Origin of the sequence: Acinetobacter calcoaceticus, from assembly GCF_900520355.1 — a bacterium.
In the GTDB taxonomy this organism is placed as follows: Bacteria; Pseudomonadota; Gammaproteobacteria; order Pseudomonadales; family Moraxellaceae; genus Acinetobacter; species Acinetobacter calcoaceticus_C.
In genome coordinates this window covers 2,835,149-2,851,078 of record NZ_LS999521.1, presented here as the reverse complement: position 1 = coordinate 2,851,078, position 15,930 = coordinate 2,835,149, and the positions used below count along the sequence as shown (strand labels likewise).

At 37.3% G+C, this 15,930-nt stretch carries 13 protein-coding genes and 1 pseudogene; 7 read left to right on the top strand and 7 right to left on the bottom strand.

The genetic code is table 11. From position 1 onward, the window contains the following. Nucleotides 1-41: 41 nt before the first annotated feature. On the bottom strand, nucleotides 42-530 hold the full coding sequence (locus AC2117_RS13695) for a YqiA/YcfP family alpha/beta fold hydrolase (RefSeq protein ID WP_133974839.1): 489 nt from the start codon (nucleotides 528-530) through the stop codon (nucleotides 42-44). Between the two features lie 258 nt (nucleotides 531-788). Between AC2117_RS13695 and lysS the strand changes: the two genes are divergently transcribed. From lysS to cysN, 5 genes and pseudogenes are all read left to right on the top strand, one after another. Then, a complete protein-coding gene (lysS, locus tag AC2117_RS13690) occupies nucleotides 789-2,318 on the top strand; it encodes a lysine--tRNA ligase (RefSeq protein ID WP_004641802.1) in 1,530 nt (509 codons plus the stop codon). Between the two features lie 186 nt (nucleotides 2,319-2,504). Further along, nucleotides 2,505-3,950 (top strand): capsule assembly Wzi family protein, encoded by a 1,446-nt coding sequence (locus AC2117_RS13685; protein ID WP_133974837.1) that lies wholly within the window; start codon nucleotides 2,505-2,507, stop codon nucleotides 3,948-3,950. A 254-nt stretch (nucleotides 3,951-4,204) separates the two neighbouring features. After that, nucleotides 4,205-4,337 (top strand): annotated as a pseudogene (locus AC2117_RS13680) (hypothetical protein). Next, nucleotides 4,330-5,238: a sulfate adenylyltransferase subunit CysD gene (gene cysD / locus AC2117_RS13675; RefSeq protein ID WP_004641806.1), complete on the top strand. Its 909-nt coding sequence runs from the start codon at nucleotides 4,330-4,332 to the stop codon at nucleotides 5,236-5,238. Before AC2117_RS13680 ends, cysD begins: the two are co-directional and overlap by 8 nt. A gap of 30 nt (nucleotides 5,239-5,268) precedes the next feature. Continuing rightward, a complete protein-coding gene (cysN, locus tag AC2117_RS13670) occupies nucleotides 5,269-6,882 on the top strand; it encodes a sulfate adenylyltransferase subunit CysN (protein WP_133974835.1) in 1,614 nt (537 codons plus the stop codon). A gap of 52 nt (nucleotides 6,883-6,934) precedes the next feature. Here cysN and AC2117_RS13665 read toward each other — a convergent pair whose 3' ends face one another. Next, entirely contained in the window at nucleotides 6,935-7,483 is a 549-nt protein-coding gene (locus tag AC2117_RS13665; RefSeq protein WP_133974833.1) for a DUF2239 family protein, read from the bottom strand. 222 nt (nucleotides 7,484-7,705) lie between these two features. Here AC2117_RS13665 and AC2117_RS13660 point away from each other — a divergent pair, with 222 nt between their 5' ends. Then, nucleotides 7,706-8,218, top strand: a complete 513-nt coding sequence (locus AC2117_RS13660; protein WP_133974831.1) for a hypothetical protein — start codon at nucleotides 7,706-7,708, stop codon at nucleotides 8,216-8,218. 39 nt (nucleotides 8,219-8,257) lie between these two features. Here the strand turns inward: AC2117_RS13660 and AC2117_RS13655 are convergent, their stop codons facing one another. The 3 genes from AC2117_RS13655 to AC2117_RS13645 form a co-directional block, all read right to left on the bottom strand. After that, a complete protein-coding gene (locus AC2117_RS13655; protein ID WP_133974829.1) occupies nucleotides 8,258-9,598 on the bottom strand; it encodes a CitMHS family transporter in 1,341 nt (446 codons plus the stop codon). Between the two features lie 567 nt (nucleotides 9,599-10,165). Next, entirely contained in the window at nucleotides 10,166-11,491 is a 1,326-nt protein-coding gene (locus tag AC2117_RS13650; RefSeq protein WP_003653027.1) for a hemolysin family protein, read from the bottom strand. A gap of 110 nt (nucleotides 11,492-11,601) precedes the next feature. Then, on the bottom strand, nucleotides 11,602-12,591 hold the full coding sequence (locus tag AC2117_RS13645) for a LysR family transcriptional regulator (protein ID WP_133974827.1): 990 nt from the start codon (nucleotides 12,589-12,591) through the stop codon (nucleotides 11,602-11,604). Nucleotides 12,592-13,178: 587 nt separating this feature from the next. On the opposite strand from AC2117_RS13645, the gene AC2117_RS13640 reads away from it, so the two are divergent. Beyond that, complete coding sequence (locus tag AC2117_RS13640) at nucleotides 13,179-14,783, top strand: isocitrate lyase (protein ID WP_133974825.1); 1,605 nt, start codon at nucleotides 13,179-13,181, stop codon at nucleotides 14,781-14,783. 58 nt (nucleotides 14,784-14,841) lie between these two features. Here the strand turns inward: AC2117_RS13640 and AC2117_RS13635 are convergent, their stop codons facing one another. Then, entirely contained in the window at nucleotides 14,842-15,312 is a 471-nt protein-coding gene (locus AC2117_RS13635; RefSeq protein ID WP_133974823.1) for a copper resistance protein NlpE, read from the bottom strand. A gap of 186 nt (nucleotides 15,313-15,498) precedes the next feature. Beyond that, nucleotides 15,499-15,822 (bottom strand): hypothetical protein, encoded by a 324-nt coding sequence (locus tag AC2117_RS13630; RefSeq protein WP_075431296.1) that lies wholly within the window; start codon nucleotides 15,820-15,822, stop codon nucleotides 15,499-15,501. Nucleotides 15,823-15,930: the final 108 nt, after the last annotated feature.

Sequence of the window (15,930 nt, the reverse complement as noted above, 5' to 3'; positions counted from 1 at the left end):
TCACATATACACCAGTTTTATATAATCAAACTATAGTAAGTCTAAGCCAAATATTTTTTATAAATTTTTATAATCAGATCATTAATTCGCGAAGGATAGGCCAAGCGATGATGTCCACCTTCAAAAGTTTCAATGTTCATATAAGGAGCAAGTTTTTCTTGAACCTGATACATATCAAGTTGCTCATCTCCTAATTCTAAATAGGCCATTTTAGGATTAGAGAGAATGAGTTCTTCTTCAGAAAGTTGAGGGTAGTCCTCCCGAAAATTAGGTGTAAGACTTGGATTCGCCACAATAACAGCTAATTTATGTTGAGCAGCAGTTTTTAGCGCCCAATAGCCTCCAATGCTATGGCCCACCAACAAATCTGGTTTGATCGTCTGAATAACCTGATGGTAGAAGTACTCAACAGATGCATAACTTAAGTTACGATAATCGACGTCAATACAAAATTTTTCAGGATGTAAAATGGCATGGAACTTTGTCGACTCACGAGAAGAATCCAAGCCATGTAAAAATAGAATTTTCATTATTTACTACACAATCTCATTGATAAAATAAAAGGCAAATAGGGCCTTTTGAATATCGAGGTTATTTGGATTTTTTTATATTTTACTAAATGCTTTAAAAAATGATCTTAGCGATTGGTCTAAGTCATTTTGCCTTTAAAAAGTAGTGTTCGGTTCTATAAAATTGTCTTTTTTAATTTTTGTTTGATTGAAATCATTCGAAAAACTCCCGCAATCTGTTAAGATATAGCACTTAATTTTTACTTAATCGAGGCAGAGATGACGCAACAAAACGCTCAATCGACTTCTGAACCAACTATTTCCGAAAACGATTTAATTGCACAGCGTCATGCCAAATTAAAGCAAATCCAAGATGTTGCGAAGGAAACTGGAAAGAGTCCTTGGCCGAATACGTTTAAGCGTGAACATTACGCTGCTGATCTACAAGAACAATTTAAAGATCAGTCGAAAGAACAAATTGAAAGCGCTGAGCATGTCTATGTAAAAATTGCTGGTCGTGTCATGTTAAACCGTGGTTCTTTCATGGTTATTCAAGATATGACAGGTCGTATTCAGCTATATGTTGACCGTAAAGGTTTACCAAAAGATATTCTTGAGACCATTAAAGGTCTAGATCTTGGTGACATTATTGCTGCTGAAGGTTATATCGGACGTTCAGGAAAAGGTGATTTATATGTTCATCTTGAAGGCTTTGAGCTTTTAACGAAATCGCTTCGCCCGTTACCAGATAAATTTCATGGTTTAAATGACACAGAAGTTAAGTACCGTAAACGTTACCTTGACTTAATTGTGAATGAAGAAACACGTAAGACTTTTGAAATCCGCGCTAAAGTCGTGGCTGGAATTCGAGCGTTTTTAAACAATGAACGTTTCATGGAAGTTGAAACGCCAATGATGCATGTGATTCCAGGTGGCGCATCTGCACGTCCGTTTGAAACACATCACAATGCTTTGGATATGCCATTATTCTTGCGTATTGCACCTGAGCTGTACTTAAAGCGTTTGGTTGTTGGTGGTTTTGAGCGTGTGTTTGAAATTAACCGTAACTTCCGTAACGAAGGTGTTTCAACACGTCATAACCCTGAATTTACGATGATCGAGTTTTATCAAGCCTACGCTGATTATAAAGACTTGATGGCATTAACTGAAAATATGATTGAAAAGTTGGCCTTGGATATTTTGGGTACAACTGATGTGCCTTACCAAGGTGAAGTGTTTAGCTTCAAAGGGCCCTACAAGAAAATCTCTATGTTTGATGCGATTTTAGAGAATAACCCACAGTTTACACCGGAAAATGTTGGCGATCGTGAGTTCCTTGCTCAATTTATTCGTGAAGAATTAAAAGAACAAGTTAAACCTGGTTTTGGTTTAGGTAAGCTTCAAACTATCGTATTTGAAGAAACTGTTGAAACTAAACTTCGTCAGCCAACATTTATTACTGAATACCCAGCTGAAACATCTCCGCTGGCTCGCCGTAATGATGACAATCCACATGTTACCGACCGTTTTGAGTTTTTCATCGGTGGACGTGAATTGGCAAATGGTTTTAGCGAGTTAAATGATCCGATTGATCAGGCTGAACGTTTCCAAGCTCAAGTTGCAGAGAAAGATGCTGGTGATGATGAAGCAATGCATTACGATGCAGAGTTCGTTGAAGCGCTTGAGTATGGCTTACCACCTACAGCAGGTGAAGGTATCGGTATTGATCGTTTGGTCATGTTATTTGCCGATGCACCAAGTATTCGCGATGTAATTTTATTCCCACACATGCGCCGTAAAGAAGGTTAATCTTCTCTAAAGGCAAAAAGGCAGTATAAATACTGCCTTTTTTATTACCTTTATATCTCAAAAACTTACCTATCTACACTAATCTTAAGATAGCGTTAAAAAATGTAATTGCACAGTTTAACAATTGCAAAGTTGAGATAAAAAATTTAAGGTGTTGCTCATAAATAACTTTGAGAATTGGCTGGCATGTTTCTAAGAAAAACACTTTCGATTGCAATATTGGCAACTGCTTCATCCACTATTTTTGCACAAGGTTTAGTGCTAAATAATGAGGACTTACGTACAGACTTAAATTGGTTGAATCAACAAGGTGTTATCAATATTAGCACTTCAACTTGGCCGTTAAGTGGTGATGAAATTCATCGAGCACTCTCTCGGGCAGAAGTGTCTCATCCAGCTCAACAAAAAGTTATTAATTCCGTTCTTAATGCATTAAAAGCAGATAATAATACGGTTAAAGTGGGTGCTTTTGCTGCAACCGATAGCAAAAATATTCCGCAAGCATTCGGTGATAACCAAAAGGCTCAATATCAAGGTTCTTTAGAGTTTAATGCAGGTGGTGAAAACTGGGATGCAAGAATTCGAGTAAATGCAGAAAAAGATCCACAAATTGATAATGGACAAGATGTGAATGTTGAAGGTTCATATGTTGCTGGTAAACTTTGGAATCAGTGGGTAGTTGCAGGTCAAATTCCAACATGGTGGGGTCCTGGCCATGATGGTAGCTTAATTCGTGGTGATGCTAGCCGTCCGGTTTATGGTGTAACGGCACAACGTGCTGTGCAAAATGCTTTTGATTCAAAATGGTTATCTTGGATTGGGCCTTGGCAATATCAAGCTTTTGCTGGTCAATTAGATGACTATAAAGCAGTCCCTGATGCTAAATTAATTGGCTTGCGTGTAACTGCACAACCGTTGCCATATATTGAGTTAGGCGCATCGCGTGCTATTCAATGGGGGGGGGATGGACGTCCTGAAAGCTTTAGTTCTTTATGGGATGCATTTGTCGGCAATAAAGATAATGGTGGAACTGGTGAAGCAGATCCTTCAAACCAAATTGCAGGCTTTGATGGTCGCTTATTACTACAACCGCTATTCCAAGTTCCAGTCAGTATATATGGACAATATGTAGGTGAAGATGAAGCAGGTGGTTTACCTTCTAAGAAAATGTACTTAGCAGGTGTGGACTATTCATCTAGCTACAATAACTTGCCTTATCAACTTTATGCAGAATGGGCAGATACACGTACGAATGGCGATGTAAGAGGTATCTCTTATGCACATTCAACTTATAAAGATGGCTATTACCAGCATGGTTACCCATTAGGCCACGCGATGGGTGGTGATGGGCAAATGTATTCAGTGGGTGGTGATATCCGCTTTGATGTCATGAACCGTTTAAGTGGTCGTGCTATGGTGGTTAAGGTTAACCAATCTGACCGGGCAATTAATAAAGCATTCCCTAAAGACGATGAAATTAAAGCCCTTGATTTAACTTGGACACATTTCATCAAGCCTGATCTTCCATTAAAAATTAATGGCTGGGTAAGTGATTCAGATCTAGAAGGTAATGATGCAGGCGCATCTATTGGGATTGAAATTCCATTAGAACGTAAAATGTTCGGTTTCTAAGATTAGATTATGTTTTACAAAAGAGAAGCTATTAAGGCTTCTCTTTTTTTATGGTTTTTAGAGGAATCTAAAGAGTAGATCATGATTTGCTTAAGTTGGCTATACAAGCTACGATTGCCAAGTTATGCAAGTGAATCAGCATATTACATGTATATGATGAAATCGAATATCAATATGAAAAAACAAGCAAAAGAAATCGGTTTTAAATCACTATAATGCATAACTAATGCTATAAGCCATATAAAGGCTTGTGGTTGGATTATCTCTTACGAAAAAATTGGAGTTGTTATGGCACTCGTTCCTCCACATGGTCTTCTAGGTGGCGGTTTAATACCACTTCTAGATTTTATGGGCAAAATGGATAGAGAAGGACGTGTTCATGACTGAATCAAGACTCACACATCTCAAGCAACTTGAAGCTGAAAGCATTCATATTATTCGTGAAGTTGCTGCTGAATTTGAAAATCCGGTAATGCTTTACTCAATTGGTAAAGACTCGGCGGTAATGCTTCATCTTGCGTTAAAAGCGTTTTACCCAGCTAAACTTCCATTCCCATTATTACATGTAGATACTGGGTGGAAATTTAAAGAGATGATTTCATTTCGCGATAACATGGCAAAAACGCATGGCTTTGATTTAATCGTTCATCAGAACAAAGAAGGTCGCGAAGCTGGAATCAATCCATTCGATCATGGTAGCTCAAAATATACAGATATTATGAAAACCCAAGCTTTGAAACAGGCTTTGGATAAATATCAATTTGATGCTGCTTTTGGTGGCGCACGCCGTGATGAAGAAAAATCACGCGCGAAAGAACGTGTTTATTCATTCCGTGATAGTAAGCATCGTTGGGATCCGAAAAACCAGCGTCCTGAACTTTGGAATCTTTACAACGGTAAAGTGAATAAAGGTGAAAGTATTCGTGTATTCCCATTATCTAACTGGACTGAGTTGGATATCTGGCAATATATCTATTTAGAAAATATTCAAATTGTTCCTCTTTATTTCTCTGCTGTTCGTCCGGTAGTGGAGCGTAGCGGTACGTTAATCATGGTTGATGATGAACGTATGCGTTTAAAAGAGGGTGAAGTTCCACAGATGAAGTCTGTACGTTTCCGTACGCTTGGCTGTTATCCATTAACTGGTGCAGTTGAGTCTGAAGCGGATACGTTACCTGAAATTATCCAAGAAATGCTTTTAGCCACGAGTTCTGAGCGTCAAGGTCGTATGATTGACCATGATGAAGCGGGCTCAATGGAAAAGAAAAAGCAAGAAGGCTATTTCTAAGACAATTTCTAAATTTGTGGAGTTTGAGCAATGTCTCATCAATCAGAATTAATCAGTCAAGATATCTTGGCCTATTTGAAGCAACATGAACAAAAAGACCTATTGCGCTTTTTGACTTGCGGTAACGTAGATGATGGTAAAAGTACTTTAATTGGACGTTTACTCTACGACTCAAAATTGATTTATGAAGATCAATTGCAAGCTGTAACGCGTGATAGTAAAAAAGTTGGAACCACGGGCGATGCACCAGACTTAGCATTACTTGTAGATGGTTTACAAGCTGAGCGTGAGCAGGGTATTACCATTGATGTGGCTTACCGCTATTTTTCAACGGAAAAGCGTAAGTTTATTATTGCTGACACGCCTGGGCATGAACAATATACCCGTAATATGGCAACAGGTGCATCAACCGCTGATCTTGCAATTATCTTGATTGATGCGCGTTATGGTGTGCAGACGCAAACACGTCGTCATACTTTTATTGCAAGTTTACTTGGTATTAAAAATATTGTTGTTGCCATTAATAAAATGGATTTAGTTGAGTTCTCTGAAGGACGTTTTAACGAAATTCAGGTTGAATATGATACTTTCGTGAACCAGTTAGGTGATCGTCGTCCAGCTAATATTCAATTTGTACCGATTTCTGCTTTAAATGGCGATAACGTGGTAAATACTTCTGAGCATACAGCTTGGTACAAGGGTCAAACCTTGATGAGCATTCTTGAGTCAGTTGAAATTAGTCGTGAATCAAACAAACGCGAATTTCGTTTTCCTGTTCAATATGTGAACCGTCCAAATCTAGATTTCCGTGGTTTCGCTGGTACTGTTGCTTTAGGTAAAATCAATGTTGGTGATGAAATTGTTGCATTACCATCAGGTAAGCGCTCAACAGTTAAAGAAATCGTAACATTTGATGGAAATCTAGATCAAGCTGTTGCGGGTCAGGCGGTTACATTAACGTTGAATGATGAAATTGATATTAGCCGCGGCAATGTATTAGTACGTGCAGGTGAACAGCCATTAATTTCACGCAGTGTTCGTGCTTCAGTGGTGTGGATGAATGAACACCCACTAGTCAAGGGCAAGTTGTACAACGTTAAGATTGGTACACAGACTGTTCCTGCAAAAGTGACTAACATTCACTATCGTGTGAATGTGAATACGCTTGAGCATACTCAGGTGGAAGAGCTTGAATTAAATGCAATTGCAGACGTTGTTGTTGAGTTTGATGCGCCAGTCGTGTTTGATCAATATCAAGATTCACGATACACAGGTTCATTTATTTTCATTGATCGTTTAAGCAATGTAACGGTTGGTGCGGGTATGGTTGAGTCTGCGGTAGAGTGGGCTGCACATAGCAACCCTGTAACTGCTGAAGATCGTGCTGCACGTTTGGGTCAAAAGCCTGCGGTGATTGGGATTTCTGCACAGTTAATCGAGAAAGCTCAAGTTTTAGAAAGTTTATTGATCCAACAAGGTGTAGTTGCGATTGCAAAAGCCAACTTAACTGCTGAGCAAATTACTTTATTGCGTGAGACAGGTGTTGTGGTTATCACTACGGCTGTGGAAGGCACAGATACAGAAGTTACTGCTGAAACCGTTGAAGAGGCAGCTGAAAAAGTTGTGGAATTAGTCCGTCTTTAATAGGCTGGATTGATTTTGAAAAAACCCGCGTAAGCGGGTTTTTTTATTGGGTTTAGAAAATACTTTGAGTTTTTAAAGTTAAATATTCTCTTAAATCTTTAGGATAGCTCTGAATCATCTTTAAAAATATATCTCGATCGCCTTGATATAAGGCGCGTGTTGCTTCTTCGTAATTTGGCATATTACCCAACATGGAAGACATAAAACGGTCGATGGCTTGTTTAGCGAGCATAATATTACCTTCAGAATTTGGGTTATTTAACTCTTTATCAATTAACTTACGAATTATTGCTGATGCACTCACACTTTGTTGATCTAACCAATCCCAATGTTTTTTCTGTAAAGTGATTTCACGAGAAATTACTCCGAGTTTAGGTCGTCCAACTTTTTTAATTTCTTCCGGTTCAGCATAACGTTGTTGAAATTCTTGTTCCGAACCAGAAAGATCAAGATCAATTTGTTGACCTGTTTGATCATTAAAAATCAGAATATTTTCCGTTGGTTTCGGAAGATCTTTAAGTTTTTTTGCAAGTTCAACTAGGGAGTCACTCGCAATAAGCGTGCTTCCAGTGAAAGCAGTATAGGTGATTTTAGTATTCATTTTAGACGTATATTTTTATCTGGGTAAAATAATATTACCAGGGTAAAATTAATTTGGCAAATAATTAAAATTATAACCAAAGAATTATTTGATTTTATGAGTGTAGTCTATGAAGTTAGGACTATAAAAATAGTCAAGATAATAGGCTATTTAAAATTTTACTCTGCTTTAGTAGTGCTTTTATGAGAGAATATGCCTTTAGTTGTATGTATAAGGACTCCTATGTTTGAGCAATCTCCTGAATCTCTAAGCGATATCGAAATTTTAGACATTTTACAGTCTATGAAAAAAGATAAGCTAGATACGGAAGCAAATGAGATTATCCGTAATGGGGGGAAAGCTGGGCGTCAAGAAGCACATAAACAGGCTTTAGTTGCATTGAGTGCAAACTTTGAAGAAAAGTTTGTAGAAGCGGCTACGCTGGCATTAGGCTTGAATTCAGGTCAGGCGAAAAAGATTCGTTATAAAAAAGACCGTATCCGTATTTTTAAAGCACGTGGTCTTGATTATTTAGCTATGGATGGTGCAGAAACCGCTCAGGTTTTAGCTCAAGTTGCTCAAGCGATTAGTCGTGAAGATGCGATCGTGACTGAAGGTTTACACAATATTTTTCCATTTTGGAAAGAAGGTTGGCCAATGGTTCAGTTTGATAATGCCTATAAAATTTTAGAAGAAGACATTACATTGCATTTTCACATTGTGTTAGATCACTTAATTGAATATGTAGAGCAATAAAAAAAAGCCCCATTGGGGCTTTTTTTTATTGCTAATAATTTATGTAAGTGAATGGAACAAAGGGAAAACACCAATAACTAGCGCTGTACCCATAAGAACCATACAAGTAATAAATGCCCACTTTAAAGTGAACTTTTGGTGGTCTGCAAAATCGACTTTAGCAAGACCACATAACAAATAGGTTGATGGTACAAGAGGTGATAGTAAATGGACTGGTTGACCAATAATTGAGGCACGGGCAATTTCTTCTGCACTAATACCATAATGTGAAGCAGCTTCGGCAAGAACAGGTAAAACCCCATAGAAGAATGCATCATTAGACATAAAGAAAGTCAAAGGCATACTGACTAAAGCTGTGATTGGTGCAAGATATGGACCCATGCTTGGAGGAATCATTGCGACGAACTCTTTAGACATCGCCTCAACCATACCTGTACCAGATAAAATACCTGTGAAAATACCTGCCGCGAAAATTAAGCCCACAACAGCTAAGACACTATCTGCATGCATTGCAATGCGCTTTTTCTGCATATCAACGTCAGGGTAGTTAATGAGCATTGCGATACAGAACGCTATCATGAACAACACAGACATAGGCAAAATGCCTTTAATCAAAGCAATCATAAGAAGGATTGTGAGCACCATATTTACTTTGCGTAAATGTGGGCGGGTCGCTTCAGGATCTTTCGATACGGTAATATTGTCGCCATGGTGAGTTTCAAGCTCAATAACGCCTAAACGTTTTTGCTCGTAACGACCGTATAGGTACGCCAAGAAAAATAACCAACCAATACTAATGACCATAGGGATAATCATTGGTACGAAAATGTGGCTTGGATCAATTTGCAGGGCGCTTGCAGCACGAGCTGTAGGGCCACCCCATGGTGTTAGGTTCATTACACCGCTACAGAGCAGCATTAGTGCTGTCATGATGAGTGTATTCATTCCTAAGCGTTGATAAAGTGGCAACATTGCAGCCACACAAATCATATAAGTCGTTGAACCATCACCATCTAAAGAAACCATTGTGGTTAAAAACACGGTTCCCATGGTAATTTTTAAAGGATCACCTTTAACCTTTTTCAAAATCCATTTAACTGGTGGATCGAAAAGACCTGCATCGATCATTAAGGCAAAATATAAAATTGCGAATAAAAGCATTACGCCAGTTGGCGCTAATTTTTTGATGCCTTCTAGCATCATCTCACTGAGACCTTTGAGTTCAATATGACTCAAACTTTCAAAGTAGTGACCTAGGCCCCAAGCAATAAGAGAAAAAATAAATGGGATGAGAATTAAAGCAATAATAGGGCTTAAACGTTTGGACATGATTAAATACATGAAGCACAAAATCATGCCAACACCAAGTAATGTCAGCATACAATCAATCCTTTGCCTATAGTTTTACTGAACAAGTTTATTCAAAACTCTGACCTGGGTTATTCTTATTAATTTTTATCAAAAAGACAAATAATATATTTAGTTTATTTGGTTAATATATATTCAGTTGGAAAGGTATATTTTGAAGAAATACTGAACATATATATTTGGATTATAGTAAGCATATAATAAATGTAATTCATAATAATAGATTATAAAGGCTTTATAAAAATAAAAATTATATGATATTTTTTTTAATTATACATGTTTTGATGGGTGAAATGAGAAGAAGAACCATTTAAAGACTGACTTTGGGTTAGGTTACAAAAGTTTGATGGTAATGTAAATGGGGATCTATTCGCTTTATGTTAATTGAGATATATAGACTATTCTATTATTTTTCAGTATTTAAGATTTAATATAATTGATAATTTAAATAATATTATTTTTAGATTAAAAGAGCAAATTGAATTTATGAATCTAAAATAATTATTATAGATATTTGAAAAATTTATTTAGATTGAAAAAATACCCCACTTGCTTGTGAGGTATTTAAATTAATATAAATCAGTTTTCATCAATTGATGAATGTACTTCACTTTGTTCTAAAATTCGAGTTACAAGGAGTTGGTCAATTTTGAAATTATCGACATCGACTACTTCAAACTTGTATCCACCGAATTCCACAAAATCTGCTGGGCGTGGAATTTTGCGTAGGCGGTACATCATGAAGCCTGCTAATGTTTCATAATTTTCTTCATCAGGCATTTCATCAATTTCAAGTGCGTGTCTTAGGTCATCAATTGGTGTGCTGCCATCAATTAACCACGAGTTATTATCGCGTTTAATGATTTGTTGATCTTCTTCAATTGGGGTTACCCAGTCACCCATAACCGTAATCATAATATCGCTTAAGGTAATAACCCCCACGACAAGCGCATATTCATTTATAACAACCGCAAATTTTTCTTTTGTGGAGCGGAAACGATCAAGTAATTCCGAGAGGGTTAAGGTGTCAGGAATCATCAAGACCGTACGAATGGTTGTTTCATTCAATTGCGTTGGAGATTGATTATTTAAAATACGAACAAGGAAGTCTTTGGCGTCGACGTAACCAATGACCTGATCGATATTTTCATTACATACCAAAAATTTTGAATAAGGATACTCTGCTAATTTTTGGCGAATGCTATCTTCATGTTCATTTAAAGTGAAATAAACAACATTTTCACGTGTTGTCATGCTGGAAGGTACGTTGCGTTCTTCTAATTCAAAAACATTCTCGATAAAGTGATGTTCTTGTTTTTGAAGTACACCTGCTTGAGCGCCTGCATCCATTACTGCTGAAATATCATCAAAAGTAATATTGTCTTCTCGCGTTGTATTCACTTTAAATAAACGGAATAACAGATTGGCAATTGCGTTAATTCCCCAAGCTAAAGGTTTACAAACCTTAATAAAAACCTGAATTGGGTTAATAACACTAATTGCAATTTTTTCGGGTGCAATCATAGCCAAACGTTTTGGCATAAGATCGGCAAATAAAATAAAGAGTGATGTCACTAAAGTAAAGGATAGGGCAAAACCAATCGTTTGTGTCCAGGGACCTGCGTAGAAACGGTCAACTAAAGTCACGAAATAAGGACGAAAAGCAGCTTCACCCAAAATACCGCCTAAAATCGCAACTGCATTTAGGCCAATTTGAGAGGCTGCAAAAAAGTCAGCAGATTGTTCTTGTAAATCTAGTACTTGTTGAGCGCGTTCTTCACCAGCTTCGGCTAGAATTTTTAGCTTAACTTTTCTGGCACCAGCGAGTGCAATTTCAGTTAAAGATAAAAAGCCTGCTCCGATGATAAGCAGTACGATGATAATGATATTTTGAAAGAGACTCACAAATCACCTGAGATTCATCATTATTATGACTATGTTTTAACATAAAAAAGCGCTGAGGTAACCAGATTGATTGCTCAGCGCCTGAAATCGACAATTAAATTAAAATTTATTTAATAGTGAGAAAATTGTGAATTATTGGTTAGAAATTCACGGTTTTCCTCTTCAATCATTTGACGAGCAACAAATAAGATAAGTTGGCGCAGCCAGCGATGAGCAGGATGATGATGTAACAACGGACACCAAGCCATTTTAAGTTCGAACTCTGGAATATAAAAAGGAGGATCCTTTATAAGTAGTTTGGGATTCTGTGTTTGTAGGCGTGCCATTCGTGTTGGTAATGTGGCAATAAGGTCTACGTTTTGAGCAAGTAACGCTGGCATTTGGTAGTGACGAGTAAATACAGAAATTTTACGACGTTGACCAATACGTTCTAATGCCTGATCAATCCAGCCTAAACCACCTTGTTTATCAGGGTTTACGCCAAAACCGACACCCATACCTGTTTTAGAAACCCAGATATGTTGTGCATCTAAATAGCTTTTTAAATTTAAATGAGTTACAGCAGGGTGTTTGTCGTTAAGAATACAACTGAAACTATCACGCCAAACTAAAACCTGATGGAAACTTTGCGGTATTTCATTAAATCTATTAATTGCGAGATCAACTTTACCTTGTTCCATGTCTCTATAAGACACATCACTTGGTGTAAGAAAATCAAGAACAACGTTTGGAGCTTCAGAGCGGAGCGCTTTGACAAGACGAGGAACTAAAGTTGCTTCGGCATAGTCCGATGTCATAATGCGGAAAACGCGATTACTTGTATAAGGGCGGAATTCGGTACGGGGTTCCAAAATCATGGAGAGATCAGCAAGCGCATCGCGAATACGAGGTTGTAATTCAAGAGCACGTTCTGTTGGAGTCATCCCTTCAGAAGAACGGATAAGAAGAGGGTCATTAAATAAATTACGTAAGCGACGTAAAATATTACTCATGGCAGGCTGAGTTACCCCAAGTTGTTCGGCTGCGCGTGTAACATTTTTTTCACGAAGAAGTACATCAAGATATATTAATAGATTAAGATCTACTCGCTCCAGATTCATAAAAAAAATACCGAAAATAAAACCCTGAAATTGTTTCAAATTATGCCATATCTAATAACTATTGTGTGAAAAAATGATGAGAAAAACGACATTTTTTGTAGGAATTAAGTAGGTGTAAAAAGTACTTCAAAGGCTCGATTTTATTGTCTTTGCTACGTTTTTAAGTATGAAGGTGACAAATAGAATATATTTATATATAACTTATTACTTTCTAGCATGAAAATTGACTTTTAACATTGGCAAAATAGCCTAATTTACAATTGACTTTTAAAGTTAAAAATGGGTGGAAAAAATTTCATAAATTGTATAAAAATAAGTCTTACTAAGTTTTTAGAATAAAATTCTATACTCCTTTAGAATAATTTTATTTTTATAAACAAAGTGTTAGAGTTTTTGGTTTTATCTATAATATCGATTTATCGATACATTTTTTAAATAAATACTGAAGATTAATAAAGGATATTGGATTAATTGATTGGCTAAGTCTAAGCTGTGTTCATGAAGAAGCAGCTGGTGTCATAAGAAATTTAAGTACATGACTCTAGGCTTTAATCGATGAAATCCTAAAATGAATACAGGACAATATCATGACTACATATCAAACAGCGATTGATGCAATCCGCGAACTAAAAGCAAAATTCGGTAGCACTTGGCGCGATATTAGCCCAGAAGATGCTGCACGTATGCAAATGCAAAACCAATTCAAAACTGGTTTAGACATTGCTAAATATACAGCTGCGATTATGCGTCGTGATATGGCTGCTTATGATGCTGACTCTAGCAAATACACTCAATCATTAGGTTGCTGGCACGGTTTTATCGCACAACAAAAAATGATTGCGAACAAAAAATACTTCGGTACTACTGAACGTCGCTATATCTACCTTTCTGGTTGGATGGTTGCTGCTCTTCGTTCAGAGTTTGGTCCACTTCCTGACCAATCTATGCACGAAAAAACTTCAGTACCTGCATTAATCGAAGAAATCTATACTTTCTTACGTCAAGCTGACGCAAAAGAATTAAACGATTTATTCCGTGCGCTTAAAAAAGCAAACGAAGCTGGTGATACTGCTAAAGCTGCTGAAATCACTGCTCAAATCGACGGTTTCCAAACTCACATTGTGCCAATTATTGCTGACATCGATGCTGGTTTCGGTAACGAAGAAGCGACTTACTTACTTGCTCGTAAAATGATTGAAGCTGGTGCATGTGCGCTTCAAATCGAAAACCAAGTATCTGATGCTAAACAATGTGGTCACCAAGCTGGTAAAGTAACTGTTCCACATGAAGATTTCATCTCTAAAATCCATGCATTACGTTATGCATTCTTAGAAATGGGTCTTGATGACGGTGTTATCGTTGCGCGTACTGACTCTGAAGGCGCTGACTTGACTCAAAAAATCCCAGTGGTTAAAGAGCCAGGTGACATTGCTTCTCAATACATCGGTTTCTTAGACACTGTTGAAATTGACATTGCTGATGCTCAAGAAGACGAAATCTTGATCAAACGTGATGGTAAATTACACCGTCCTAAGCGTTTACCTTCTGGTTTATATCAGTTCCGTGCTGACACTCAAATTGACCGTGTTGTACTTGACTGTGTATCTAGCCTTCAAAATGGTGCTGACCTTCTTTGGATCGAAACTGCGACTCCAAACGTAGAAGAAATCGCTCACATGGTTAACCGTGTTAAAGAAGTTGTTCCAAATGCGAAGCTTGTTTACAACAACAGCCCATCATTTAACTGGACTTTAAACTTCCGTCAACAAGCTTATGACCGTTGGGTTGCTGAAGGTAAAGATGTATCGAATTACGATCGTGCTAAATTAATGAGCGCTGAGTATGATGCTACTGAATTAGCTGCTGATGCTGATGACAAGATCCGTACATTCCAAGCAGATGCTTCTCGTGAAGCGGGTGTGTTCCATCACTTGATTACACTTCCGACTTACCACACTGCTGCTCTTTCTACACATGAGCTTGCACAAGGTTACTTCGGTTCTGAAGGTATGTTGGCTTATGTTGCTGGCGTACAACGTAAAGAAATCCGCGGTGGTATCGCTTGTGTGAAACACCAAGCAATGGCGGGTTCTGATATCGGTGATGATCACAAAGAAATCTTCTCTGGTGACAATGCACTTAAAGCACATGATGATGCTAAAAATACAATGAACCAATTCGCAGCACACTAAGAATTGATTTCAAAAGAAAACCCGCTCAGATGAGCGGGTTTTTGTATCATTAAAAAAATTATTTTTTCAATACATAGTGTTCAGCTAAAGAACCTTCAACTTTTTTACCTTCCATATCTAAAGCAGTTGCGGTATTTTCGCCAATAAAGAATTTACGGTTTTGTGATTTATCATCTAAGGTAATGACAGAAGTATTATCTTTGTCAAAAGTAAATGTACCATGGGTTTCAAACGGGTTTGTGTCACCTTTACCAATGTAGGTTTCGGTTAGCTCGTAGGTTTTATCATCTTTCAGTTCTAATTCAGTTTTGATGCCTTCACAGTCTGCGCATGGAAGAGTACCTTTATATGTACCATCCCAATCTAGTGAATTTTCAGCTGTATGTGCGGTATCTACTGCATTGTTGTTGGCGTCAGTAGTTTGTGCCGGAGCAGAGGCTTGTGTTGTCGTGTCGGCTTTATTTTCATTTTTGCTACAAGCAACAAGAAGGGTACTTACAAGTGCAACTGATAATAATGTTTTTTTCATGATGATCTAAACCTCGGAAAATAAATAAAAAATCAATAAATAGGCTATGAAATATGAGAGCTTAATAAAAGTTTAAGTATGTAATTTAATTTTAACAAAAGGTAAAGTGAGTAAATTTTGAATAATTATTAAAACGAAAATAAGAAGGAGGTATTCACTAAAATGATTTAATGAATACCTTATGAATTACGGTTGCGAAGAAACTCCACCTAAGGAATCGCACGCTGCTTTATAAAGTTGGTATTGTTGTTTTAGAACTTCATCCAGTGGCATATCGAATAATTCTTCACCATTTTTGTAGCTCTCTACGTATGAAGTTGCTTTTTCTTTGCTTACTGCTAGAGATTGCTGGTAATAAGAATTAATCGAGCTTGTTGCAAGTTGACTCGTCTCAACATTTTTACATTCGAAATTGTGCAGGAGCTTTTCTGCACGTTTGACTTCACTAGATTGGCCAAAAATACACCCAGTTAAAAAGACAAGTGGGGTTAACACGAAAAAAAGTTTCATGGAGAGCAAGTATGGAAGCAACGATGGGCGCTATTGTATAAACAATTCCATAAGTTACTGTGCTTTTATGTTAGACATTGATGATTTTTTAGCTCATTAAAATCGAAA

What these genes read in the sequence shown, in the direction of transcription:
- AC2117_RS13695 (WP_133974839.1), bottom strand. Translation starts at nt 530, where the DNA reads ATGAAAATTCTATTTTTACATGGCTTGGATTCTTCTCGTGAGTCGACA.
- lysS (WP_004641802.1), top strand. Translation starts at nt 789, where the DNA reads ATGACGCAACAAAACGCTCAATCGACTTCTGAACCAACTATTTCCGAA.
- AC2117_RS13685 (WP_133974837.1), top strand. Translation starts at nt 2,505, where the DNA reads ATGTTTCTAAGAAAAACACTTTCGATTGCAATATTGGCAACTGCTTCA.
- cysD (WP_004641806.1), top strand. Translation starts at nt 4,330, where the DNA reads ATGACTGAATCAAGACTCACACATCTCAAGCAACTTGAAGCTGAAAGC.
- cysN (WP_133974835.1), top strand. Translation starts at nt 5,269, where the DNA reads ATGTCTCATCAATCAGAATTAATCAGTCAAGATATCTTGGCCTATTTG.
- AC2117_RS13665 (WP_133974833.1), bottom strand. Translation starts at nt 7,483, where the DNA reads ATGAATACTAAAATCACCTATACTGCTTTCACTGGAAGCACGCTTATT.
- AC2117_RS13660 (WP_133974831.1), top strand. Translation starts at nt 7,706, where the DNA reads ATGTTTGAGCAATCTCCTGAATCTCTAAGCGATATCGAAATTTTAGAC.
- AC2117_RS13655 (WP_133974829.1), bottom strand. Translation starts at nt 9,598, where the DNA reads ATGCTGACATTACTTGGTGTTGGCATGATTTTGTGCTTCATGTATTTA.
- AC2117_RS13645 (WP_133974827.1), bottom strand. Translation starts at nt 12,591, where the DNA reads ATGAATCTGGAGCGAGTAGATCTTAATCTATTAATATATCTTGATGTA.
- AC2117_RS13640 (WP_133974825.1), top strand. Translation starts at nt 13,179, where the DNA reads ATGACTACATATCAAACAGCGATTGATGCAATCCGCGAACTAAAAGCA.
- AC2117_RS13635 (WP_133974823.1), bottom strand. Translation starts at nt 15,312, where the DNA reads ATGAAAAAAACATTATTATCAGTTGCACTTGTAAGTACCCTTCTTGTT.
- AC2117_RS13630 (WP_075431296.1), bottom strand. Translation starts at nt 15,822, where the DNA reads ATGAAACTTTTTTTCGTGTTAACCCCACTTGTCTTTTTAACTGGGTGT.